The sequence below is a fragment of the Maritalea mediterranea genome (genome assembly GCF_021568695.1).
Classification (GTDB): domain Bacteria; phylum Pseudomonadota; class Alphaproteobacteria; order Rhizobiales; family Devosiaceae; genus Maritalea; species Maritalea mediterranea.
In genome coordinates, this window is the sequence record NZ_JAKGTI010000002.1 from 393,383 (window position 1) to 416,763 (window position 23,381).

Consider the following 23,381-nt stretch of genomic DNA (forward strand, 5'->3'; position numbering starts at 1 on the left):
AATCAATTAAACCACAGGGCAAAAATGCCCCCCTGCCCACCTGTCATGTCCGAAAAGCGTTCAAGCACGTCCAAATCAACCACTCGCCCCTTTTCCATATAGGGGGCAAAGGCAGCACCATGCACCATTAAAAACAGGTCGAGATCGCTCGGCGCAGTCAAAAACTTGTTCACATTCACCCCGACGCCTTCTGCACCGCCGCGGTCCAGCCGCCAAAACGGCACCAGGGCCTCCCCGGCCAAAACCGCCCCAAGCTCGCCCAACACATCCTGCCATCCGGCAGCCATCTCTTCGGTCACAGGCACACCAAACGCCGATTGCTGGTTCGGGTTCGGCAGCCATTCTGCCTGGTCATCTTCCTCCAGCGCCACCAAGCGCCAAAATTCTTTATTGGCCGCAATCATAGCTTGAAAGTGCACCAGTGCTTTTTGGGTCCGCGCCTGATCCGGAGGCCCCTGCAGCGCATTGATAACAATAGCAATCGTATCGATAATATTGTCATCACCAAAGATGGGGTCGCGATCAACCTTGCCCAACTCGCGCATCCGCGCCACGCCGTCAGTCACCTTCGTGATCGCCGGGGTGGGGTCAACCGATAGCACCATCTCCGCCATGCCCTGCAGCACATGGGTATAAGCCAACAGCCAACGCCCGTCGGCCCGATCAAATTGAACAAACGGTAACGCTTCACCGCGCGCAGCCGGCACATTCATACCGCCCGCCATCATCCACAGCAGACCTTCGTCCGGACTTTGCTTTCCATCGCTGTCCACGTCAAACCAGATATGTTGCAGATTGATCATCAGGCCAAATTCTTCGTCGCCCATTTGCTCCAAATGATTTTGCGCTCTGGCCCACCGCTCATTCGCCCCTTTTAGGGCCATTTCAACAAACGCCGGGTCAAATTGTGCGTCCGGGTTCAGCCGCAATTGGCTGCGCCCGCCCGGCACCAGCGGCAGTCGGCCCGAATAATTGTCGTAGCGCACCTGAAAAATATGCTCCACCGCCTGCAAAGCGGTCAGCGCCCCCAAGGCAAAGCGCTGTTCGTCCCCATCCAGCGCGGTCTCGGCATAGTCCAGCCCACCGGCCAATCCCCCTTCCGCCAAAGCAGCGCTCAACGGCGAGGGCACCAGTTCCTCCGCCATGACAACCGAGCTGGCCAACGCAAAACACATTCCTAAACTGGTTAAAAATCGCCGCATAACATCTCCCCGCGCTGCCGCGCCTGGCTGCAAAAAAGCTGAAAATCTACTGAACCATTGAGGCGGCAGAAAAGCAAATCAATCTGATCGAATTCAGGCGGGTTCCACAATCAGCATCTGTTCAAAATGCGCCACATCGCCATCAAACCCGAAAGCGGCACCACCATCCTGGTCCACCCGGTTGACGCCAAAGCCGCATTTTTCCAGCACCCGCACCGAGCCGGGATTGCTGGAAAGCGCATGCGCTGTGGCCACGTCAAAGCCTTCTTCCTTCAACCAATCCAGCGCGCATTGCACCATCTGGGTGGCAATGCCCTGCCCCGCATGGCTTTCCCCCACGCGATAGCCAATATCTGCCTGCTCACCATCAAACACCAGATTGAGCCGGGCGATCACCTCATCGCCCTTCAGCACCACAAAATAGGCACCTTGGCCCGTCTCAGCTTCGTGGCAGAGCTGTTTTACCGCCGCCGCCATGCCCTTATCGGTCAACATCTTTAGCGGTCGCTTGGGCACAAATTGTGCAAAATAGTCAGCATTGCTCCGCTCAAATCGCAGCAGCGCGGGCACATGATCAATGTGAACCGGAGTCAGCTCAACCGCAATGGACATGGTCTAACCGTTCAGTTTGGCTTTCACGCTCTTGGAAGCTGCACCGAAATCAATCCGACCGGGATATTTCGATTTCAACACACCCACCACTTTGCCCATATCCTTAAGGCTCTCAGCGCCGGTTTCAGCAATCGCCGCCTCGATCGCGGCGTCCACTTCCTCGTCGGTCAACGGCTTGGGCAAAAACTCCTGAATCACTTCAATTTCCGCCCGTTCCTGCTCAGCCAGCTCATCGCGGTTATTCTCCGCGTACACGGCAGCAGATTCTTCGCGCTGCTTCACCATTTTTTGCAAAAGCTGCAAGATTTCCGCATCGTCCACAGCCTCTTTGCCCTTGCCCCGCGCCTCAATATCCCGATCCTTGATGGCAGCACTGATCAGGCGCAAAGTCCCCATCCGTCGCTTATCGCGGTTTTTAAGGGCATGTTTAAGGGCTTGGTTGATTTGGTCTCGCATGAAGCATCATCTTTAGCTGTTAAAACAAGGCTTGAGTTATACCTAAGGCGAACCTTTCTGCCAATGCCTCAATATAAAAACATCTAAGTCATTGAATTTGTGGGATTAAATCTTTAAGGAATCGGTTGATTTTCCGGCTCTTCTCCCTTAGTGTCCATCCGATCCAGACCAAATCGGGCAAGCCTCAGCGCGGCACATCTCAAGCCGCCCTAAAGCTGCACCCAAATGGCGGATCGGTTACATTCACAGATCAAAAGGAATGGCCGAATGTCGGGTTGGCAAGAAACCAAAGCAACAGCGCTGCTTATCTTTCAAGACGGAACAATTGTCGAAGGCCAGGGTCTTGGCGCAACAGGTCACGCGGTGGGCGAAGTGTGTTTTAACACTGCCATCACTGGCTATCAGGAAATCCTGACAGACCTGTCCTATGCCGGGCAAATCATCACTTTCACCTTCCCCCACATTGGCAATATCGGTGCCAATGCGGAAGATGTGGAAACCGTGAAAATGGCCTCCGCCCCCGGCGCCCGTGGCTGCGTGCTCAAAGCCGACATCACCAATCCATCAAACTATCGCTCTGCCGAACATTTGAATGACTGGCTCAAAGCCAACAATATTATCGGCATTGCCGGAGTCGATACCCGCGCCCTCACCGCCATGATCCGCGATAAAGGTTTTGCCAACGCCATCATCGCCCACGATCCCGAAGGCAATTTCGACATTGACGTCCTCAAAGCTGAAGCGGCGAAATTTGCAGGGCTGGAAAATCTTGATCTGGCGAAAACCGTTTCTACCGCCCAGACCTATAAGTGGAACGAACGCACCTGGGAATGGGAAGTGCGTCAGGTGGACCCGAAAGAAGCCGAACACCACATTGTTGCAGTTGATTATGGCGCCAAAGCCAATATTTTGCGCTGCCTTGTGGATCAGGATGCAACCGTGACGGTGGTCAATGCCCAAACCCCGGCCAAAGACATTCTGGCGCTTAACCCGGATGGTATTTTCCTGTCCAACGGCCCGGGTGACCCGGCCGCCACAGGCGAATATGCCGTGCCAATCATCAAAGAATTGATTGAAAGTGGTCTACCCATCTTTGGCATCTGCCTCGGCCACCAATTGCTGGCCCTCGCCTTGGGCGCAAAAACCAAAAAGATGCACCAGGGCCATCACGGCGCCAACCATCCGGTGCAGGATTTGACGACCACCAAAGTGGAAATCACATCCATGAACCATGGCTTTGCCGTGGATTCAGCCAGTCTGCCAGCCAATGTGATTGAAACCCACAAATCCCTGTTTGACGAGTCAAACTGCGGCCTGATGGTGAAGGACAAGCCGATCTTCTCCGTGCAACACCACCCGGAAGCCTCTCCCGGCCCGCACGACAGCCACTATCTGTTCGCCCGCTTTATGGACAATGTGAAATCACACAAAGCAAAAGCGGCCTAGCACAACCACGCCCTAGTCGGCGGATAAGCAACAAATAAGACGAGCAGGATGTAAATCTTGCTCGTCTTTTTTTGGGCGTCCAGGTGTAACCATTTCTATTTTCAGTCGTTTTTAAAAGCTTCGCACAGCTTATCCACCGGGCGACACAAAATTTTTGACCAAATTGTCAAAAATCATACATTATTCCGTCATCGAAACGTTAAAGGTGCCCGGCAGAAGTCACCCGTCTCGATTGTTACTTCGCCTATTCCATGGAGGGAATAATGTCTCATTTAAACTCAATTTCTCGTCGCGCTTTCCTTGCGGGCGCGGCTGGTGCTGGCACATTGATCGCCATGCACCCCTTCTCCGCAATGGCTAACCCGTCGCAAGCTCATTTGCGCCTGATGGAAACGACGGATATTCACGTCGCCATCCACCCTTATGATTATTATGCGGACCGCCCAAACGATACGATGGGCTTGGCCCGCACCGCTAAACTGATCGAAAATATTCGCGCCGAAGCCACCAACTCCATGTTGGTCGACAATGGCGATTTGATCCAGGGCAACCCCATGGGCGACTATGTCGCTTATGAACGCGGCTTTAAAGAAGGCGATCTGCACCCCATGATCGCCGCCATGAACACACTGGGCTATGATATCGCCACCGTGGGCAACCACGAATTCAACTATGGCCTGCCGTTCCTTGAAAAAGCTTTGGCTGGTTCAAATTTCCCGTTCGTCTGCGCGAACGTTGTTATGGGTACTGTCTTGGGTGAAGACCCCACCAAAGACAAAACCTTGCTGCCGCCGTTTAAAATTTTAGAAAAAGAAGTGGTCGACGGCGCTGGTGAAAAACACACTGTCAAAATTGGCTTTATCGGCTTTTTGCCGCCCCAAATCATGGTGTGGGATTTCCAACACCTGAACGGCAAAGTGATGACCCGCGACATCGTGAAAACCGCCGAAGCCTATGTGCCCTTGATGAAAGAACAAGGCGCCGATTTGATCGTGGCCCTGTCACACTCAGGCATTAGCGGTGAACCGCAAACCGACATGATGGGCAACGCTTCGCTCTATCTCGCCGGTGTTGAAGGCATTGATGTGGTGTTCACGGGGCACCACCACAATGTGTTCCCCAGCTCACAATATGATGGAATTGAGGGCGTGGACACGGCCAATGGCACACTGCTCGGCAAACCATCGGTCATGCCTGGTTTCTGGGGCTCCCATATGGGCCTGATTGATTTGCTGATCGAAAAAAGCGGCAATGAGTGGAAGATCATCTCCCACACGTCAGAAGCCCGCCCGATCTACGAGCGGGTAGAACGCGAGGTCAAACCGTTGGTTGAATCTGTCCCCGCCGTTCTGGCCTCTGTGCAGCAAACCCACGACGAAACGCTTGAATATGTGCGGACGGCTGTGGGCGAAACCGAAGCGAAATTGCATTCCTATTTCGCGCTGGTCGCCGATGATCCATCCGTGCAAATCGTATCGCAGGCCCAGCTTTGGTACACCGAGCAAATGATGCGCGGCACCGAGTGGGAAGATCTACCGATCCTATCTGCCGCCGCACCGTTTAAAGCCGGTGGCCGGGGTGGCCCAGACTACTATACTGACGTTCCTGTAGGTCCGGTCGCCATCAAAAATGTGGCCGACCTTTATCTCTATCCCAACACCGTGCGCGCCGTTTTGATTGACGGGCGAGGCGTGAAGGAATGGCTGGAGCGCTCTGCTGGCATCTTTAATCAGGTGGAGCCGGGATCAACCGATCAAAAACTGATCAATGATGAGTTCCCCTCCTACAACTTTGATGTGATCGATGGCGTAACCTACAAAATCGACATCTCCCAGCCCTCGAAATATCCCCCACGCGGCGGCGAGGCCATCAACCCGGATGCGTCACGTATTGTGGATCTGCGCTATAATGGCGAACCGATCGATATGGATCAGAAGTTCGTCGTAGCCACCAACAATTATCGCGCATCTGGTGGCGGCAGCTTCCCGGGCCTGGGCGATGATGTGATCATCTTTGTGGGGCCAGACACCAACCGCGACGTGATTGTGCGCTACATTGTTGAAAAAGGCACCATCAATCCAAAGGCAGACAATAACTGGTCTTTGGCGCCGTTGGACGACACCACCGTGTTGTTTGAAACCGGGCCGAAAGCCAAGGAACATCTGGCCGACGTAACTGAGGTGAAAATCGATTATGTGGGCGAAGCCGAAAGCGGCTTTGGTACCTATCGCATCACGCTTTAAGCGGTCCATCTTCCTTTTTGACATCGGGGCGACGCCTTATGGCGCCGCCCCATATCTTTACCCTCAAAATATCGAACAGTTTATTGACCAACTAATTCACTGTTCACCTGTATCCGTTTGCCACATTCGCGCGTTATGCTCCCGACCATAATCAGGGAGGCTTAAATGACTATTTCAAGACGAGACTTACTCCGTACCGGTGCCATTGTAGCTGGCGGCATCACCTTTATCCCATTTTCTGCGTTCGCCGACGGGCACGATATGCATGAATTTCAAACCGCAAATGGAACGGTCAAAGTGCATCCCATCGGCCACGCATCCATCGTGCTGGAAACACCTGAAGGCGTGATCTATGTGGATACCGTTGGCGATCCCGCGCAATATGCTGATCTGCCGAAACCGGACCTGATCCTCATCACCCACGAGCATGGCGACCACTATAATGCGGAAACTTTGGCCGCGCTGAAAAGTGAAGATACCCCATTGATCACGAACCCGGCCGTCTATGACATGTTGCCGGAAAATCTGACAGCAAATGCCACGCAAATCGGCAATGGCGGCACCACCAGCTTTAAGGCGGTGAATATTGATGCCATTCCAGCGTACAACACCACGGAAGAGCGCAAAAATTTCCACCCGGAAGGTCGCGACAATGGCTATGTGCTCACGGTCGATGGTTTCCGCATCTATATTTCTGGCGACACCGAAGATATTCCTGAAATGCGGGCACTAGAAGATATTGATTTGGCGTTCGTGTGCATGAATTTGCCGTTCACGATGGACGCCAATGCCGCCGCTTCAGCAGTGGCAGAATTCAAACCAAAAGTGGTCTACCCCTACCACTATCGTGGCCGCGATGGTGGCACTCAGGACCCGGCAGAATTTGCCAAACTGGTTGGCGATGCCGCCAAAGTCAAAATGGGCGACTGGTACTAAGCCATATCATCATCATCTTACTCCCAACCGTGCACAGCGCCAGCTGTGTGCGGTATTTTTTGACCTCATCGACATTCACAACCAGACAATTTTCTCAACTTGACGCCTTACGTTTGTTCACTTATTGTTCTTTTATTCGCTAACTCCTGAAGCGCAAAAATCAAATAGAAAGAATGAGTTATGATCAAGGGAAGCTGTTGCTGCGGCGCGGTAAAGTTTGAATTGAAAAACAAACCATCCATGCTGGGCACCTGCCACTGCTCCCGCTGCCGCAAGGTTGGCGCCAGCGCTATTATCTTCGTTAAAAAAGCCGACTTGGTATGGGTGCAAGGCAAAGACCATGTGGCCGTTTACAAGCCGGAAGCGCCCTATAAATATGAGCGCACTTTCTGTAAAAATTGCGGCACCTCATTGGGCGAAATTCTGTCTGATGACGATAGTTTCCCCATCGCCGCCAATGCTATTGATAGCGAGCTTGATCTGAAGAATCAGATGCATGAATTTATTGCTGATAAACCCTCATGGTACGAAATTTGCGACGAGGCCGCCCAAAATTTGGAGCACCCTGCCTAAACGCAAATGGTCCGGTGCGGAGGGCTGGCACCGGACCTGCTGCGCATGCTCTAGGGAGAAGAGCGATACGATATCGAGCAGACCTCAGAGCGGGTTAAAAACCGTTTCTCGCGGCCATTATCAAGCGAAAACATGCCGCCGCGCCCGGGCACCACATCAATAATCAGCTTGGTGTGCTTCCACACCTCATATTGATCGCCGCCAATGTAAAACGGTGCGCCGCCAATCTCACCAAGCAACACATCATCATCGCCCAGTAAGAAGTCGCCTTGCGCATAACACATGGGTGACGACCCATCACAACACCCACCCGATTGATGGAACATAATCGGACCGTGATCGCGCTTGATCTCTTCAATCAGCTCAAGCGCCGCCGGGGTTGCACTCACCTTTTGCTCGGTCATGATGCACCTCTTGAAAAGTGGGGGCTGATCGCTCAGCCCCGCTCCATTCGATCAAAAGAAACCAAGTTTTTGTGGCGCATAGCTCACCAGCATATTTTTGGTTTGTTGATAATGATCCAACATTTTCAAATGGTTCTCACGGCCAATGCCAGACTGCTTATAACCGCCGAACGCCGCATGGGCTGGGTAAGCGTGGTAGCAGTTGGTCCACACGCGGCCCGCTTGAATGGCGCGACCAAAGCGATAGCACGTGTTGGCATCGCGGCTCCACACGCCAGCGCCCAGGCCATAAAGCGTGTCATTGGCAATCGAAAGCGCCTCATCATTGTCCTTAAATGTGGTCACAGACACAACGGGTCCAAAAATCTCTTCTTGGAAAATGCGCATCTTGTTGTCGCCCTTAAACACGGTCGGCTGAACGTAATAGCCGTTCTCCAGATCACCGCCCAAATGCGCCTGCCCGCCACCGGCCAGCACTTCCGCGCCTTCCTGACGGCCAATATCGAGATAAGACAAGATTTTCTCAAGCTGCTCTGAAGACGCCTGCGCACCAATCATGGTGGCTGAATCCAGCGGGTTGCCCTGCACAATTGCATTCACCCGCTTCAACGCCCGCTCCATAAATTCATCATAAATATCTTCATGGATCAGCGCGCGGCTGGGGCAAGTGCACACTTCGCCCTGGTTCAACGCAAACATCACAAAGCCTTCAATCGCCTTGTCGAAATAGTCGTCATCCTCACGCGTCACATCTTTAAAGAAGATGTTCGGCGACTTGCCGCCCAACTCCAACGTCACGGGAATAATGTTCTGGCTGGCATATTGCATGATGAGGCGGCCGGTTGTGGTCTCGCCGGTAAAGGCGATCTTGGCGATCCGCTTGCTGGAGGCCAAAGGCTTGCCCGCTTCAAGGCCAAACCCGTTCACCACGTTCAACACGCCTTTCGGCAACACATCCGCGATCAATTCCAGCAACACCATAATGGAGGCCGGGGTCTGCTCCGCTGGCTTCAATACTACGCAGTTACCCGCCGCCAAAGCCGGGGCCAGTTTCCACGTCGCCATCAAAATCGGGAAGTTCCACGGAATGATCTGCCCCACAACGCCCAATGGCTCATGGAAGTGATAGGCAATCGTGTCATTGTCGATTTCGGCAATCGAGCCTTCCTGCGCCCGGATCACGCCGCCAAAATAGCGGAAATGGTCAATCGCCAAGGGCAAATCAGCCGCCGTCGTTTCGCGGATCGGCTTGCCATTGTCCCATGTTTCGGCTTCCGCCAACAGGTCCAGATTGGCTTCCATTATGTCCGCAATCTTGTTCAGCATCACCGCCCGCTCTGCTTGGCTGGTGCGGCCCCAAGCATCTTTCGCCGCATGCGCAGCATCCAGCGCCGCTTCAATATCCGCTTCGTTAGAGCGGGCCACTTCGCAGAGCACCTGACCATTCACGGGCGAAGTATTCTCAAAATATTTGCCAGACTTCGGCTCCACAAATTCACCATTGATGAAGTTGCCATATTTGGCCTTGTAGATGCGCGATGCAGATTTGGTAATATCAATCTTGTTCATTCTATCCTCCTCAAATCCCTTTCTCCCAAAAGGGGTGGAGATCACCATGCATGGGGCACCAACCAAGGTCAGCCCATCCACAACATCGCACCCTCTCAACCTGTCTCACTTTCGCGACAGATTGGGTCGCAAATCACCTTCCACACCGCCGGTGTGGATTTACCCCCCTATTGCAGCGCAATCTCTTCTGCTAATCTTTTAGCTGGGAGGAAATTGATCATGGCAACATCGCGTTCACATGCGGAATATGTCCGTTCAATTGTCGAAAAAGATCAGCATGCAACCCAGTCCAGCCTGGCCGCCTCTTGGCGCCGATCTATGCTGCATTATGGCCTGACGCCAGAGCAGCGGCGGCGCGCCGAGCAGGTCTCGGGCACCCAATTGGGCGAAGCGCTGGGTCAGCTTGATTTTTTGATGCATGTGGCCCGCCCCACCCTTGAAAAACTGTTCCAGACCGTCAGCCAATCCGGCTGTTGCGTGGTGCTGTCTGATCTTGATGGCGTCATTCTCAATGCCCATTCGCAAGCGGGCGACGAGACCACCTTCAACCAATGGGGCCTCACCAAAGGCGCCATCTGGAGCGAGGCCAACCAGGGCACCAATGGCATTGGCACCTGCGCCGCCGAGCAGCGCCCGGTGGTGATCCATCGCGACCAGCACTTCCGCAGCCAGAACACCATGATGAGCTGCATGGGCGCGCCGGTCTTTGACAATGAAGGCAAAATGATCGCCGTGCTCGACATTTCGAGCTGCCGCAACGACATGACCAGCGGCATCGCCCATGTGTTCGGCAAGGTGGTGGCCGACACGGCTCAGCGCATCGAGCAAGACTATTTCCGCGCCACCTATCGCGATTCCCGCGTCATCATCGCCCCTACCGAAGATTTAAACGCCACCGCCCTGTTTGCCGTCGATCAAGATGATCTCGTCATCGGCGCCAACCGCCACGCGCGCCGCGCCTTCGGCGTCGATCAGGCCATGCTGGCCGACCCCACGCCCATCAGCGATATTGTCAGCACATCGGAAAGCCGCACCAATCTACAAAGCGCCGAAAAGTCAGAATTCCGCCGCGCCCTCGCCCGCACCAAAGGCAATGTCTCCCTCGCCGCCAAAGATCTCGGCATCAGCCGCGCCACCATGTACCGCCGCATGCAAAAGCTTGGTATCTCGTCGAACTAAGCGGGGCCGCACACAAAAATGGCGCAGATCATTTCTGCACCTTTTGCTTGCTGATTTGTCTCAGCTTCGCGCCAGAAATCCTTTTTCCACAGCCCCGAGTCTCAATTCTGAGACAGTTTCGCCCCTAAAAAAGCTTCAGCTTTTTAAAGATCAGATATTCGATACCAAAAATGACGAAAACCAGACCGCAGATCGCTGCGAAACCGTAAGGGCTGTCCATCAGCGGCACGCCCCCAACATTCATCCCCAGCAATCCGGTCAAAAACCCGACGGGCAGAAAAAACGCCGCCACAATCGTCAATACCAGCATTTGCTTGTTCATCAATTCGGCACGCTCATCCATAATCTGATCATGAATGATCTGCGCCCGGTCACGCAAGGAGTCTAGTTCTTCACAAACGCGGGTCACCCGCTCCACCGCTTCGCGCAAATGGCTCAGCGTCAACTTTGAAATCCAACTGAACCCTTCCACCTCAAAGGTGGTCAGCGCATCACGTTGCGGAAACATAAACCGGCGCAGAATAATTGAAGACCGTCTGATTTCAGCCAAATGCCGGCGCACGGCAGACATATCCTCAATCTCAAGCGTCTCTTCCACGCCATCAACCTGTTCGTTCAATTCGGCCACCACCGGTTCCACGCGATCGGCCAGCCGCAACGCGAAGACGGCGACCAAATCCCCTGCGGTTCTGGGCGCGCGACCACTTGTGATCATATCCACCACATCGTCGATCGCCTTCAGCGGGCGGATCCCGCAGCTCACCACCCGGTGCTGCTCCACCCAAATGCGGATCGACACCATATCTTCCGGTTGTGCCCCCTCATTCAGATTAACGCCGCGCAAAATGATAATCGCCCCATTGCCGATGGGCGTACATCTGGGCCGTGTCTCGGCGGCCGTCAGCGCATTAACGATCAGCGGGTCAAGATTTTGCCGGGCAAGCGCCTCGCGCAATTGCTCACGATGCCCATGCACGTGAACCCACTGAAAACCATTGGACGCAGGCGCATCCTTTGGTGTGGCCGCAACATCCATATCGATATTTTTTGACGTACCGTCTTTAAAAATATCATATGCAAACGCGTAATTTTGATCAGGTTCCATGCCCAAACAATAGCAATAAAAACACGATTTGAAATGCCCATTTATCCAAAAAACACTGAAATATCTTGCGTGTAACAGCACGACCATAAATTTGGGATCGGTCAGAGGGGCCAGTTTTTATTTGCTCGTGCCGGTCCGGTCGATTAACAATTCCGCCACCATACCCCACCGATGTTTAGGTCATCTCATGTCAAAACTTCAAATACGCCCCGCCCGACGTGACGACATCGCCACGATTCTCATGCTATCCATTGGCGGCAACGCACCGGGTCGCGAAATTGTTGATGATCCAGAGGCGGCGCAAAGCGATGATTATCAACGCGCCTTTGACCGGATTGAAAAGGATCCCAACAATCTATTCTTTATCGCAGAGCTGAAGGGCGAAGCGGTCGGCTGCATGCAGATCAATCTTTTGCTCGGCATAGCCGGGCGTGGCCGTCTGCGCGCGCAATTGGAAGGTGTGCATATCCGCGCCGATCACCGAGGTCAGGGGCTGGGCGGGGAAATGATGCAGTGGGCCATCGCATTCGCCAAATCCAAAGGCGCGGGCATGGTGCAGCTCACCTCGTCAAAAAATCGTCCAGAAGCACATCGATTCTATGAACGACTGGGCTTTGTGCGTTCCCACGAAGGATTTAAATTGTCGCTCTAACCGCGCTATTTTTTAAAGGATTGTGTTGATGAAACTTCTGATCTCCCACGCTTCACCCTACGCCCGCAAATGCCGCGTCACCGCGCTTGAAAAGGGCATCGCTGACATCGAGGAAGTGCATGTCAGCCCGCTGGATGAGCCGGAGAAACTTAATCACCTCAATCCGCTGGGCAAAATCCCCTGCCTGATCTATGGCGAAAACAAAACCCTGTTCGACAGCCCAGTGATCTGCGCCTATTTTGATGAAATTGGCGAAGGCCCGCGCCTGATGCCGCAAGAGGGGGATGCCCATTGGGCCATGCGCCGGCATGAAGCGCTGTTTGACGGCATCTTGGACAGCGCCCTCAACATCGTCACCGACATCCGCAAACCGCAAGAACAGCATTCGGCTCAATGGCAACAGCGCTGGGGCTGCGCCATTGATCGTGGACTGTCGCAGGCCCAGAACGAGTTGGACAAGATTGAAGGCGACATTTCCACCGCCCAGATCGCTTTGGCCTGCGCCATCGGCTATGTCCAGTTTCGCTTGAGGGATCATGATTGGCTCTCACCCTATTCCTATCTAAAGGAGTGGCATGATGAGTTTGCCCAACGGCCCTCAATGCGGGCCACTGAGCCCAAATAATGACCCGCAATCGTGCCACGCTGATCGGCGCCACCTCAATTCTGAACTGGTCGTTCCTGGCGCTGTTCACCGCCGCAAGCGGAACAGTGCCGCCATTTCAGCTTTCCGCCATGGCTTTTGCCGTCGGCGCCCTAGTGGGCATGGTGCGTTGGATAAAGCAACCACAAGCCATCCATCAGCTCAAACAGCCTTTATTGGTGTGGCTGCTCGGTATCGGTGGCTTGTTTGGCTACCACTTTTTCTATTTCACCTCTCTGCGGAACGCCCCACCCGTTGATGCGGGGCTGATCAACTATCTCTGGCCACTGCTTATTGTGCTGTTTTCTGCCTTGCTGCCGGGTGAAAAGTTGCGTGTCCACCATATTGTGGGGGCATTAATGGGGCTTATTGGCGCGGCGCTCATTGTTACCAAAGGGCGTGGCATTGAGGTTGAACCCCAATATGCATTTGGCTATGCCATCGGCATTTGCGGCGCTCTTACCTGGTCGAGCTATTCGGTGCTCTCACGCCGCGTCGCCCACGTACCCACAAATGCTGTCACCGGCTTCTGCGCCGCCACCGCAATTCTATCGCTCTTGTGCCATTTCATTTGGGAGCAGACCGTCTGGCCCGCCGATCTCGGCCAATGGTTGGCGGTGTTGGGACTCGGCCTGGGTCCATTGGGCACAGCCTTTTACACGTGGGATCTAGGCATGAAAAAGGGCGATATTCAATTGCTCGGCGCTGGCGCCTACCTTGCGCCGCTCCTGTCCACCTTGATCCTGATTGGCTTCGGCTTGGGCGAATTCACCTTGGCTATAGGTGGGGCCTGTGTGCTCATCACCGCTGGTGCGCTTGTTGCGTCTAAGGACATGATATTTGGCAAACGCCCCAAAACGCCTCCTCCAACCACAGGGCTTGGGCCTGAATAAATCACACTCAAATGTGCACCATTCGAAGAAATTAAAATTTTCTTGCGTTATGGGGTTTCCCTTTTCGGTTTTTCGGCCTAAAACGCCCGCTTAGCCACATGATTTGAATCGCAACCCGGCGCTTTGGACCCTTGCAAGCCAAAGCGCTGCTTGATGCCGAGTGATGCTATGCCAAAACGTGAAGATATCTCCTCCATTCTTATTGTCGGTGCCGGCCCAATTATTATTGGTCAGGCCTGCGAATTTGACTATTCAGGCACCCAGGCCTGTAAGGCCCTGAAGGCGGAGGGATACCGCATTATTTTGGTCAACTCCAACCCGGCCACCATCATGACCGACCCGGACATGGCGGATGCGACCTATATGGAACCGATCACCCCGGAAGTGGTGGCCAAGATCATTGAAAAAGAGCGCCCCGACGCAATCTTGCCCACCATGGGCGGCCAGACGGCGCTAAACTGCGCCCTCTCCTTGCGCAAAATGGGCGTGTTGGAAAAATATGGTGTGGAAATGATCGGCGCGACCGCCGAAGCCATCGACAAAGCGGAAGACCGCGAATTGTTCCGCGCAGCCATGGACAAAATCGGGCTGGAAACAGCCAAATCCATGCTGGCCCACAACATCACCGAAGCGATGGAAGCGCTCGAATTTGTTGGTTTGCCCGCCATTATCCGCCCATCCTTCACCATGGGCGGCACTGGTGGTGGCGTGGCTTATAACCGGGAAGAGTATCTCTCGATTGTAGAGGCAGGCATCGACGCGTCCCCCACCAACGAAGTGCTGGTGGAAGAAAGCATTATCGGCTGGAAAGAATATGAGATGGAAGTTGTCCGCGATAAAAAGGACAATTGCATCATCATCTGCTCCATCGAAAATATCGACCCGATGGGCGTGCACACCGGCGACAGCATCACCGTGGCCCCGGCCCTCACATTGACCGATAAAGAATATCAGATCATGCGCGACGCCTCTCTGGCGGTGCTGCGCGAGATCGGTGTGGAAACCGGCGGCTCGAACGTGCAGTTCGCCGTGAACCCGGCAGATGGCCGCCTGATCGTGATTGAAATGAACCCGCGTGTGTCGCGTTCCTCCGCGCTGGCCTCGAAAGCCACAGGCTTCCCCATCGCCAAGGTCGCCGCACGTCTGGCGGTCGGCTACACACTAGACGAGCTGGAAAACGACATCACCGGCGGCGCAACACCGGCCAGCTTTGAGCCAAGCATCGATTATGTGGTCACCAAAATCCCACGCTTTGCCTTTGAGAAATTCCCTGGCTCAGACAATCGTTTGACCACCGCTATGAAATCCGTGGGCGAAGCCATGGCCATAGGTCGTACCTTCCAGGAAAGCTTCCAAAAAGCGTTGCGCTCTTTGGAAACCGGCCTCTCCGGCTTCAACGAAATCGAAATTAAAGGCCTTGGCTCCGGCGACGATAAAAACGCCGTGCGCGCCGCCTTGGGCACCCCAACGCCAGATCGCATTTTGGTGGTGGCACAGGCCATGCGGCTGGGCTTTGACGATGAGTTTATCTTCCGCGCCTGCGCCATCGACCCATGGGTATTGGAGCAAATTCGCGGCATTGTTGAGATGGAAGAAAAGGTCAAAGCCTATGGCCTGCCGGACAATGCCCAACAAATGCGCAAACTGAAAAGCATGGGCTTTTCTGATGCGCGGCTGGCTGACCTTTCTGGCAAAAAGCCCCGCGAAATCAAAGCCATTCGCGACGAAATGGACGTACATCCGGTCTACAAGCGCATCGACACGTGCGCCGCTGAGTTCGCCTCACCGACCGCCTATATGTACTCGACCTATGAAGCGCCTTTTGCCGGTGAATTGGTGAATGAGGCCGAGCCGAGCGACCGCAAAAAGATCGTGATTCTGGGCGGCGGCCCCAACCGGATTGGTCAGGGCATCGAGTTCGACTATTGCTGCTGTCACGCCTCGTTCGCCTGCGCAGATGCAGGATATGAAACCATCATGGTCAACTGCAACCCCGAAACCGTTTCCACTGACTATGACACATCTGATCGGCTCTATTTTGAGCCGTTGACCAAGGAAGATGTGCTGGAAATCCTGCGTACCGAGCAGTCTAAAGGCACATTGGCGGGCGTAATCGTACAGTTTGGCGGACAGACCCCGCTGAAGCTTGCCAACGATATTAAACGCGCGGGCTTCCCGATCCTCGGCACCCAGCCAGAGCAGATTGATCTCGCCGAAGACCGGGATCACTTTAAAAAGCTCTTGGACGATCTAGAGTTGACCCAGCCCTCAAACGGCATTGCCCACTCGCTGGAACAGGCGCGCATTGTGGCAGAAAATATCTCCTATCCGCTGGTGATCCGCCCCTCCAACGTGCTGGGCGGTCGTGCGATGGTGATTGCGCACAATTCGGATGAGTTTGAAGATTATGTGCAAGGCACCCTCACCGAACTGGTGCCCCCTCATATCCGGCAAAAATATCCAAATGACAAAACCGGCCAGATCAACTCTGTGCTCGCTGAAGGCCCGCTGCTGTTTGACAGCTATCTCGGCGGCGCGATCGAGATTGATGTGGATGCATTGTGCGATGGCAAAGATGTCTTTGTTGCCGGAATCATGGAACATATTGAAGAAGCTGGTGTGCACTCTGGCGACAGCGCCTGCACCCTGCCGCCGCGGTCCTTGAGCGATGAGACGATCGAGGAAATCAAACGCCAGACCCGCGATCTGGCCCTAGCCCTGAATGTGGGCGGCCTGATGAATGTGCAATATGCGCTCAAAGACGATCAGCTCTATGTGCTGGAGGTGAACCCACGTGCCTCACGGACCGTGCCGTTCGTCGCCAAAGTTATCGGCTACCCGATTGCCGCCATCGCCTCCCGCATTATGGCGGGCGAAAGCCTCGCCAGCTTTGGCCTGACAGAGCGTAAGCTAAAACATATTGCGGTCAAGGAAGCGGTCTTCCCCTTCGCCCGTTTCCCGGGTGTGGATACGGTTTTGGGGCCGGAAATGCGCTCCACTGGTGAAGTGATCGGCATGGACAATGATTACGCCATCGCCTTTGCCAAAAGCCAGTTGGGCGGCGGCACCAAGGTGCCTAAGTCCGGCACCGTATTCGTCTCCGTGCGCGATCAGGACAAGGCCGCGATTTTGGCCTCTGTGCAAAAGCTGGCCGAAGTCGGCTTTAAAGTCATCGCCACCAGCGGCACCAAACGCTATCTCACCGAAAATGGCATTGAGTGTAAAAAGGTCAATAAAGTGCTTGAAGGGCGCCCCCACATTGTCGACGCCATGAAAAATGGTGAAGTGCAATTGGTGATCAATACCACCGAAGGGGCACAGGCCCTGCGCGACAGCCGCGACTTGCGGCGCACGGCTTTGTTAAACAAAATCCCTTATTACACCACCATTGCCGGCGCGATTGCTGCGGTTGAGGGTATCGTGGCCTACTCAACCGACAATTTGAAAGTCACCTCGGTACAGGATTATTTCGCGGCATAGCTATTTCTGATCGCGTTTGAAAAATTGAGTGGGCAGCCCGACCAATAGGCTGCCCACTTTTTTGCGCGCACAAACCAAAGGCGTGAGATCTTAAAGGGCGCCTGTCAGTGCAAACCATGCCCCGTCTCGGCATGGGCGCAAATCCCCACAGCAAAAGCCAGGGGGCCATCAGGAGAAAACGGTGAAATGGAGAATGTTTCATCAGCCGATAACTCCCAATATGTAAAGCAGTGTCACCACCACCAATATTGCTTTCCAGAACCAGAAACCCGTTTTTGCTGCCAAGATAAACTGGCACCCCACTGGATCACGGCTCAACGCAATTTGCGGCTCAGCAAAATGCTGTCGTTCAGAAAACACCACGATGACAAAAAGGCTCATCATCAAAACCGTCAGGCCCATAAAGACATAAACAACATACATCATGCCTGCACTCCCAATTCCTCATCCGGATCATAAAACATGCCCATCATCAGGCTGCGGGCAATATTGCGGGCGCGGTCATTGAAAAAAGCTTTGGCTTCGGGGCTGGGCGCAATCTCTTCAAGATTTTCATCAAACAGCTGCAGCCATTTGGCAAAATGCGCCTTGGTCACATTTTTCAGCTTGAGATGCGCCGGCATGGGGCGCCCTTCATATTCACCAGTCTTCAAGGCAATGGCCCGCCAAAACTGCTTCATCTTGATCAGATGCGGCTCCCATTGATCCTCAATCACCTGATCAAAGATCGGGCCCAGCTCAGGATCATTGCGCACTTTGGTGTAAAACCCGTCCACCATGGCCGATACAAAGTCTGCATCAATGCCATAGGCCTTGGCCTGACGCCGATAATTCTCGCGATGCACCTCTGCAAAACTCATTTGAATCGCCTTCATAAAAGATGTATATTAAATGCATCTTTACAAATCCGGCCAAAAAATTCAACCGTTAATTTAGCCAAATCGACAAGTGAGACAATTTGTGCAGCTAACATCACAAACAGACTACAGCCTTCGCCTCCTCATGCTGCTGGGCATGGTGGCCCCCAAAAAGATGACCATTGGGCAGGTCGCCAACATTTTGCGGCTGAAAAAGAACCACCTCACCAAAATTGTGCATCATCTGGCCAAGCACAATATTCTGCACACCACGCGCGGCAAAGCCGGCGGCATCAGCCTAAGTGATGAAGCCGCAAATAAAACAATTGCCGAACTCATCCGCATCTCAGAGCCGAACTTTTCATTAGTCGAGTGTCTTGATCGGCAAAAATGCGCCTGTGAATTCGCCGGATATTGTGAACTAACTACACTGTTTACTTCAGCAAGAAGTGCTTTTTTTGATGTGTTGGGGGAAAAAACTTTGAGCGATATTTTAAAAAGCAAAAAACAATCATCTCCGTTACTTAATCAACGGATTGTATCCGAAAACTTGTAAAATTTTATTCGGAAAACAGGTTTGTTTTGACTTGAAAATGTCACAAATAACTCTTACTCTTCAACCATCGACTATTGGCCGAACGATCTGGCCGGAGCTACCTCCGCGAACTAAACCGTTTCTACCAACATCGATTACAGCCCTGGTGCGATCGATGCATTGGGGAAACTGGCACTACATTCGCGAAAGGAATTACTATGCCTCAAGGTACCGTTAAATGGTTCAACACCCAAAAGGGCTATGGCTTCATTCAACCTGACGAAGGCGGCAACGACGTTTTTGTACACATTTCAGCTGTACAAAAAGCGGGCATGCCAAGCTTGGACGAAGGTCAAAAAGTCTCTTACGAGATTTTGCAGGACCAGCGTTCTGGCAAATCTTCTGCTGGTGAACTGGCAGCGCTTTAAGTTTGGCACCTTGCCAGATTTATGCCACCATTGACTGATTAAGGTGGCACCACCAAATAATGATCGCGGCTTGTCAAATGTCCAGTCGCGATTATAATTATAAAAGATAAGGAATGCGGCTCCACATGAAGGGGCCGATTTTTCGTTTAGCGACCGTTTGCAACAAACCGATTTGGTCGGGCTTGCCCGGCCGGAAGAAGCTTTGTGTAAGCGCAACTAAAAGGATGTGAGCTTTATGGATAAAATCCCAATGACCGTTTCGGGTCACCAGGCCTTGCGCGAAGAACTGAACAATCGCCTGTCAGTCGAACGCCCGCGCATCATCCAAGATATTTCTGAAGCGCGCGCCCATGGCGACCTGTCAGAAAATGCCGAATATCACGCGGCAAAAGAACAGCAGAGCCTCAATGAAGGGCGCATTCAGGAGCTGGAAAGCATTCTAGCGCTTGCCGATGTCATTGATGTGTCCAAACTGCGTGGCGACACGGTTAAATTTGGCGCCACCGTGCTCTTGATTGACGAAGATACTGAGCAGGAAAAAACCTATCAGATCGTCGGCGATCCTGAAGCAGACGCCAGTGCGGGCCGAATCTCAATCTCCTCTCCTATTTCCCGTGCTTTGATCGGCAAAGAAGTGGGTGACAGCATTGAAGTGACCGCCCCCGGTGGCGCCCGCTCGTACGAGATTTTGGAAGTCAAATATATCTAATTTGACCGCATGTCTGAGACAAATTGCCCCGGCTTTGCCAAAAGCCGGGGTTTTCTTTTCTCTTTTTGTGCACGTAGCCCCGCGACTTCTTGCAACCGGGCACAGCGATACATAAACTATAGACAACACTAATATTCGAAGAGAAGGTTGCGCATATGCACGCTCCTGTCATGATCATTGGCTCCGGCCCGGCAGGCTATTCGGCCGCCATCTATGCCGCTCGCGCCATGCTTGAACCGGTTGTAATTCAGGGCATTCAGCCCGGCGGACAACTCACCATCACCACCGAGGTAGAAAACTATCCGGGCTTCGCCGATATGATCCAAGGCCCCTGGCTGATGGAACAGATGAAAGCGCAGGCCGAAAATATGGGCACCAAAATGGTCACCGACACCGTTGTCGGCGTTGATCTGGACAAACGTCCCTTCACCCTCACCGGCGATAGCGGCACCATCTATACCTGCGATGCGCTGGTGATCGCCACTGGCGCCCAGGCCAAATGGCTCGGCCTGCCGTCTGAACAGGCCTTCCAAGGCTTTGGCGTTTCTGCCTGTGCCACCTGCGATGGCTTTTTCTATCGCGACAAGCATGTGATCGTTGTGGGCGGCGGCAACACCGCTGTGGAAGAAGCCCTGTTCCTCACAAACTTCGCCTCCAAGGTCACCGTGGTCCACCGCCGCGATTCGTTCCGCGCTGAAAAAATCTTGCAGCAGCGTCTGTTCAAAAATGAAAAAATCGAAGTCATTTGGGACAGCGAGTTGGAAGAAGTCACCGGCACGGACGGGATTCCAAAATCCGTTACGGGCGCAAAAATCAAAAACCGCAACACCGGCGAAATTACTGAGATGGACGTGGATGGCATCTTTATCGCCATTGGCCACGCCCCAGCAACCAACCTGTTTGAAGGAAAATTGGAGATGAAGCATGGCGGCTATCTGGTCACCGCACCGGACAGCACTGCCACCAGCATCCCAGGCGTATATGCCGCGGGCGACGTGACGGACGATATTTATCGTCAGGCGGTCACTGCCGCAGGCATGGGCTGTATGGCCGCACTGGAAGCTGAGAAGTTTTTGGCTGAACAAGAAGTCGCCGAGGCGGCTGAATAATGGCCATTGATTGGGACCGCCTCAGAATTTTTCATGTCGTTGCCGAAGCTGGCAGTTTTACCCATGCGGGTGAGCGTTTGGGCATGAGCCAATCGGCGGTCTCCCGTCAAATCTCGTCTCTCGAGGATAGTCTGGGCCTCAAACTGTTTATTCGCCATGCCCGCGGCCTGGTGATGACAGAGGTGGGCGAGCAATTGTTCCGCACCGCCCACCGCATGGCTTGGGAACTGCAATCGGTTGAAGCCCAAATGACCGAAAGTCAGGACATGCCGTCTGGCCCGCTTCTGGTCACCACCACAGTTGGCTTCGGCTCAACTTGGCTCACTTCGCGGATAGACGAGTTTTTGGACCGCTACCCCACTATCCAACTTGAAATCAAATTGAACGATTCTGAATTGGATCTAGCCATGCGTGAGGCGGATGTCGCCATCCGTTTGCACCGCCCCAACCAGTCCGAACTGATTCAACGCAAATTGTTCACCGTGCACTTCCACCTCTATGCCGCAACGTCCTACCTAGAAAAATTCGGCATCCCCAATAGTGTGGAAGATCTCGACAATCATCGAATTATCACGTTCGGGAATCCCAGCCCTGAATATTTGGGCGATGTGAATTATCTTGAGCGTCTGGGCCGTCCGGAGAACAATCCACGCCAGCCCATTTTACGCGTCAACGCCATTTACGGCATGATGCAAGCGGCGCGCGAAGGCATTGGCATCGCCATGCTGCCTGACTATATCACTGAGGGCGAGCCTAGCCTTGTGCAAGTGTTGGACGATGCGGAAACCCCTGAATTTGAAACATATTTCGTTTATCCACCCGCTTTGAAAGCCTCAAAACGGGTCGGCGTTTTCCGCGATTTTCTGGTCTCCAAAGCCCGCGATTGGGCGTTCTAACCACATCTGATTTCGACATATGCATAGAACGCATATCTGATATGAGCAATTAACATTTGCTAAACCAAAGCGCTGTGTGCATAACGCGCCTCAAGAAAAGCGGCAAACAAAAGTTGTTCCTCCTCCCTCAACTTTGTCGCTATTCCCTCCTTGTAAGAGGTTTCCTCTTGAATTCTCAGCCCCATCTTCGGATGGGGCTTTTTTTTGTGCAAATATACCAAACAAGCAGCCATGCAAATTGCGCATACCCCATATGCGCCAACCCCCATTGGCAAACCGGATGTGATGCGCCATATAGGGGTCATAACGTGATGACAACGTCCTCCTCCTCCCAAGTTGTCAAATCGTTTTAGGCAGACAACGTCCCTCCTCCCTCGCTGTCTGCCCTACTTATTCCAAGACCTCGCCTCCTCCCGGCGAGGTCTTTTTTTTTGCGCTGATTTGTAGGGCTCAGCACCCATGCGAAAAGCGCACGGCTTCTATGCGCAGATGCCTCTTGTTTTTTGTCCCGGGAAGGAACATATCTCCCTCATAAGAGTTGAGCACGTACCTCCTCCCAACGAGTGAGACTCTTCAGAGTAAAGCAGACTCGTCCCTCCTCCCTCGACGTCTGCTGCAACTTCAAAGACCCCATCCAGACGGTGGGGTCTTTTTTTTGCGCCCATATTGGCGCGCGGTCGGCCCCATGCTATCCCCATCAACTGATAGGGGATTGTCATTATGCTTTGGTCCGAAATTCTGACCTTCACCTTTGTTGCCACTTTGTTGGTTATCTCCCCCGGCCCCAACGGTGTGCTCATCGCCAAAACGGTCCCCACCTCAGGCCGCGCCACAGGCTTTGCCAATGTGCTGGGCTTTCTCACAGCCTTTTACCTGCATGGCGCGCTCTCCATTCTGGGCATCTCCGTCATTCTTGTGAATTCTGCTTTTGCCTTCACCCTGGTCAAATATCTGGGCGCTGCCTATTTGTGCTGGATTGGGTTTAAAGCACTCTGGGCCGCCTATAAGGGCATTGCACCTACCGCGGAGATTGCCCCAGCCCGGCGCAAAAGAAGCTTGTTCAAAGCCTATGTGGAGGGCTTACTCACCAATGCCCTCAACCCAAAAGTGTCCATGTTCTATCTCGCCGCCTTCCCGCAATTCATAACGCCCGGTGAAGCGGCAATCGCCACATCATTCCTGCTGGTCTTTATCCATTCAACGATCAATGCGATCTGGTTTGGCGCGATGGTGCTGCTTTTTTCCGGGCTAACGGGATTTGCACGGTCGGGCAAGGTGCAGCGCCGGCTTAAGGGCGTCACCGGGTTGGTCTTTGTTGGCTTTGGCCTCAAACTGGCCAGTTTCCGCCCAAACGCATAGGTCTCGAGCACCCATGCAAAAAGCGCATCCCTCATATGCAATCTGAACGCTTGTAAATCACCCGACCGAGGCGCATATAAGGGGCATAAGAGTTG

The 23,381-nt window shown here is 53.5% G+C and carries 23 protein-coding genes; 15 read left to right on the top strand and 8 right to left on the bottom strand.

Annotation, left to right across the window (positions count from 1 at the left end; all coding sequences use genetic code 11):
* Positions 1-2: 2 nt before the first annotated feature.
* The 3 genes from L1I42_RS10940 to L1I42_RS10950 all read right to left on the bottom strand — a co-directional run bounded on the left by L1I42_RS10940 (position 3) and on the right by L1I42_RS10950 (position 2,270).
* Positions 3-1,202, bottom strand: a complete 1,200-nt coding sequence (locus L1I42_RS10940) for a hypothetical protein (RefSeq protein WP_236114562.1) — start codon at positions 1,200-1,202, stop codon at positions 3-5.
* A 93-nt stretch (positions 1,203-1,295) separates the two neighbouring features.
* Positions 1,296-1,814, bottom strand: coding sequence for a GNAT family N-acetyltransferase (locus L1I42_RS10945; protein WP_236114563.1), 519 nt, complete (start codon positions 1,812-1,814; stop codon positions 1,296-1,298).
* Positions 1,815-1,817: 3 nt separating this feature from the next.
* Positions 1,818-2,270 (bottom strand): GatB/YqeY domain-containing protein, encoded by a 453-nt coding sequence (locus L1I42_RS10950; RefSeq protein ID WP_236114564.1) that lies wholly within the window; start codon positions 2,268-2,270, stop codon positions 1,818-1,820.
* Between the two features lie 267 nt (positions 2,271-2,537).
* Here L1I42_RS10950 and carA point away from each other — a divergent pair, with 267 nt between their 5' ends.
* The 4 genes from carA (at position 2,538) to L1I42_RS10970 (ending at position 7,468) form a co-directional block, all read left to right on the top strand.
* Complete coding sequence (carA, locus tag L1I42_RS10955; RefSeq protein ID WP_236114565.1) at positions 2,538-3,716, top strand: glutamine-hydrolyzing carbamoyl-phosphate synthase small subunit; 1,179 nt, start codon at positions 2,538-2,540, stop codon at positions 3,714-3,716.
* Between the two features lie 263 nt (positions 3,717-3,979).
* Positions 3,980-5,959, top strand: a complete 1,980-nt coding sequence (locus L1I42_RS10960; RefSeq protein WP_236114566.1) for a bifunctional 2',3'-cyclic-nucleotide 2'-phosphodiesterase/3'-nucleotidase — start codon at positions 3,980-3,982, stop codon at positions 5,957-5,959.
* 165 nt (positions 5,960-6,124) lie between these two features.
* Positions 6,125-6,895 (top strand): MBL fold metallo-hydrolase, encoded by a 771-nt coding sequence (locus tag L1I42_RS10965; RefSeq protein WP_236114567.1) that lies wholly within the window; start codon positions 6,125-6,127, stop codon positions 6,893-6,895.
* Positions 6,896-7,075: 180 nt separating this feature from the next.
* On the top strand, positions 7,076-7,468 hold the full coding sequence (locus tag L1I42_RS10970) for a GFA family protein (RefSeq protein ID WP_236114568.1): 393 nt from the start codon (positions 7,076-7,078) through the stop codon (positions 7,466-7,468).
* Between the two features lie 50 nt (positions 7,469-7,518).
* Here L1I42_RS10970 and L1I42_RS10975 read toward each other — a convergent pair whose 3' ends face one another.
* Positions 7,519-7,872: a DUF779 domain-containing protein gene (locus L1I42_RS10975; RefSeq protein WP_236114569.1), complete on the bottom strand. Its 354-nt coding sequence runs from the start codon at positions 7,870-7,872 to the stop codon at positions 7,519-7,521.
* A 51-nt stretch (positions 7,873-7,923) separates the two neighbouring features.
* Entirely contained in the window at positions 7,924-9,441 is a 1,518-nt protein-coding gene (adh, locus tag L1I42_RS10980) for an aldehyde dehydrogenase (protein ID WP_027834527.1), read from the bottom strand.
* Between the two features lie 219 nt (positions 9,442-9,660).
* Here adh and L1I42_RS10985 point away from each other — a divergent pair, with 219 nt between their 5' ends.
* On the top strand, positions 9,661-10,620 hold the full coding sequence (locus L1I42_RS10985) for a GAF domain-containing protein (RefSeq protein ID WP_236114570.1): 960 nt from the start codon (positions 9,661-9,663) through the stop codon (positions 10,618-10,620).
* Positions 10,621-10,744: 124 nt separating this feature from the next.
* On the opposite strand, the gene L1I42_RS10990 is transcribed toward L1I42_RS10985, so the two are convergent.
* A complete protein-coding gene (locus L1I42_RS10990; RefSeq protein ID WP_236114571.1) occupies positions 10,745-11,725 on the bottom strand; it encodes a zinc transporter ZntB in 981 nt (326 codons plus the stop codon).
* 187 nt (positions 11,726-11,912) lie between these two features.
* On the opposite strand from L1I42_RS10990, the gene L1I42_RS10995 reads away from it, so the two are divergent.
* The 4 genes from L1I42_RS10995 to carB all read left to right on the top strand — a co-directional run bounded on the left by L1I42_RS10995 (position 11,913) and on the right by carB (position 17,393).
* A complete protein-coding gene (locus tag L1I42_RS10995; RefSeq protein WP_236114572.1) occupies positions 11,913-12,377 on the top strand; it encodes a GNAT family N-acetyltransferase in 465 nt (154 codons plus the stop codon).
* A 28-nt stretch (positions 12,378-12,405) separates the two neighbouring features.
* A complete protein-coding gene (locus tag L1I42_RS11000; RefSeq protein ID WP_236114573.1) occupies positions 12,406-13,002 on the top strand; it encodes a glutathione S-transferase N-terminal domain-containing protein in 597 nt (198 codons plus the stop codon).
* Positions 13,002-13,913: an aromatic amino acid exporter YddG gene (yddG, locus tag L1I42_RS11005; RefSeq protein ID WP_236114574.1), complete on the top strand. Its 912-nt coding sequence runs from the start codon at positions 13,002-13,004 to the stop codon at positions 13,911-13,913. Before L1I42_RS11000 ends, yddG begins: the two co-directional genes overlap by 1 nt.
* A gap of 168 nt (positions 13,914-14,081) precedes the next feature.
* Positions 14,082-17,393, top strand: a complete 3,312-nt coding sequence (carB, locus tag L1I42_RS11010; protein ID WP_236114575.1) for a carbamoyl-phosphate synthase large subunit — start codon at positions 14,082-14,084, stop codon at positions 17,391-17,393.
* Positions 17,394-17,594: 201 nt separating this feature from the next.
* Here the strand turns inward: carB and L1I42_RS11015 are convergent, their stop codons facing one another.
* Together L1I42_RS11015 and L1I42_RS11020 are read right to left on the bottom strand one after the other, a co-directional pair.
* Positions 17,595-17,819 carry a hypothetical protein gene (locus L1I42_RS11015; protein ID WP_236114576.1) on the bottom strand — a complete coding sequence of 75 codons (225 nt, stop codon included), beginning with the start codon at positions 17,817-17,819 and terminating at the stop codon, positions 17,595-17,597.
* On the bottom strand, positions 17,816-18,253 hold the full coding sequence (locus L1I42_RS11020) for a group III truncated hemoglobin (protein WP_236114577.1): 438 nt from the start codon (positions 18,251-18,253) through the stop codon (positions 17,816-17,818). The genes L1I42_RS11015 and L1I42_RS11020 overlap by 4 nt, the downstream gene beginning before the upstream one ends.
* A gap of 100 nt (positions 18,254-18,353) precedes the next feature.
* Between L1I42_RS11020 and L1I42_RS11025 the strand changes: the two genes are divergently transcribed.
* The 6 genes from L1I42_RS11025 to L1I42_RS11050 all read left to right on the top strand — a co-directional run bounded on the left by L1I42_RS11025 (position 18,354) and on the right by L1I42_RS11050 (position 23,286).
* A complete protein-coding gene (locus tag L1I42_RS11025; protein WP_236114578.1) occupies positions 18,354-18,806 on the top strand; it encodes an RrF2 family transcriptional regulator in 453 nt (150 codons plus the stop codon).
* Between the two features lie 197 nt (positions 18,807-19,003).
* Positions 19,004-19,213: a cold-shock protein gene (locus tag L1I42_RS11030; protein WP_236114579.1), complete on the top strand. Its 210-nt coding sequence runs from the start codon at positions 19,004-19,006 to the stop codon at positions 19,211-19,213.
* A 235-nt stretch (positions 19,214-19,448) separates the two neighbouring features.
* Positions 19,449-19,922, top strand: a complete 474-nt coding sequence (greA, locus tag L1I42_RS11035; protein WP_236114580.1) for a transcription elongation factor GreA — start codon at positions 19,449-19,451, stop codon at positions 19,920-19,922.
* Positions 19,923-20,077: 155 nt separating this feature from the next.
* A complete protein-coding gene (gene trxB / locus L1I42_RS11040) occupies positions 20,078-21,031 on the top strand; it encodes a thioredoxin-disulfide reductase (protein ID WP_236114581.1) in 954 nt (317 codons plus the stop codon).
* Complete coding sequence (locus L1I42_RS11045; protein ID WP_236114582.1) at positions 21,031-21,927, top strand: LysR family transcriptional regulator; 897 nt, start codon at positions 21,031-21,033, stop codon at positions 21,925-21,927. The genes trxB and L1I42_RS11045 overlap by 1 nt, the downstream gene beginning before the upstream one ends.
* A gap of 720 nt (positions 21,928-22,647) precedes the next feature.
* Positions 22,648-23,286 carry a LysE family translocator gene (locus L1I42_RS11050; RefSeq protein ID WP_236114583.1) on the top strand — a complete coding sequence of 213 codons (639 nt, stop codon included), beginning with the start codon at positions 22,648-22,650 and terminating at the stop codon, positions 23,284-23,286.
* Positions 23,287-23,381: the final 95 nt, after the last annotated feature.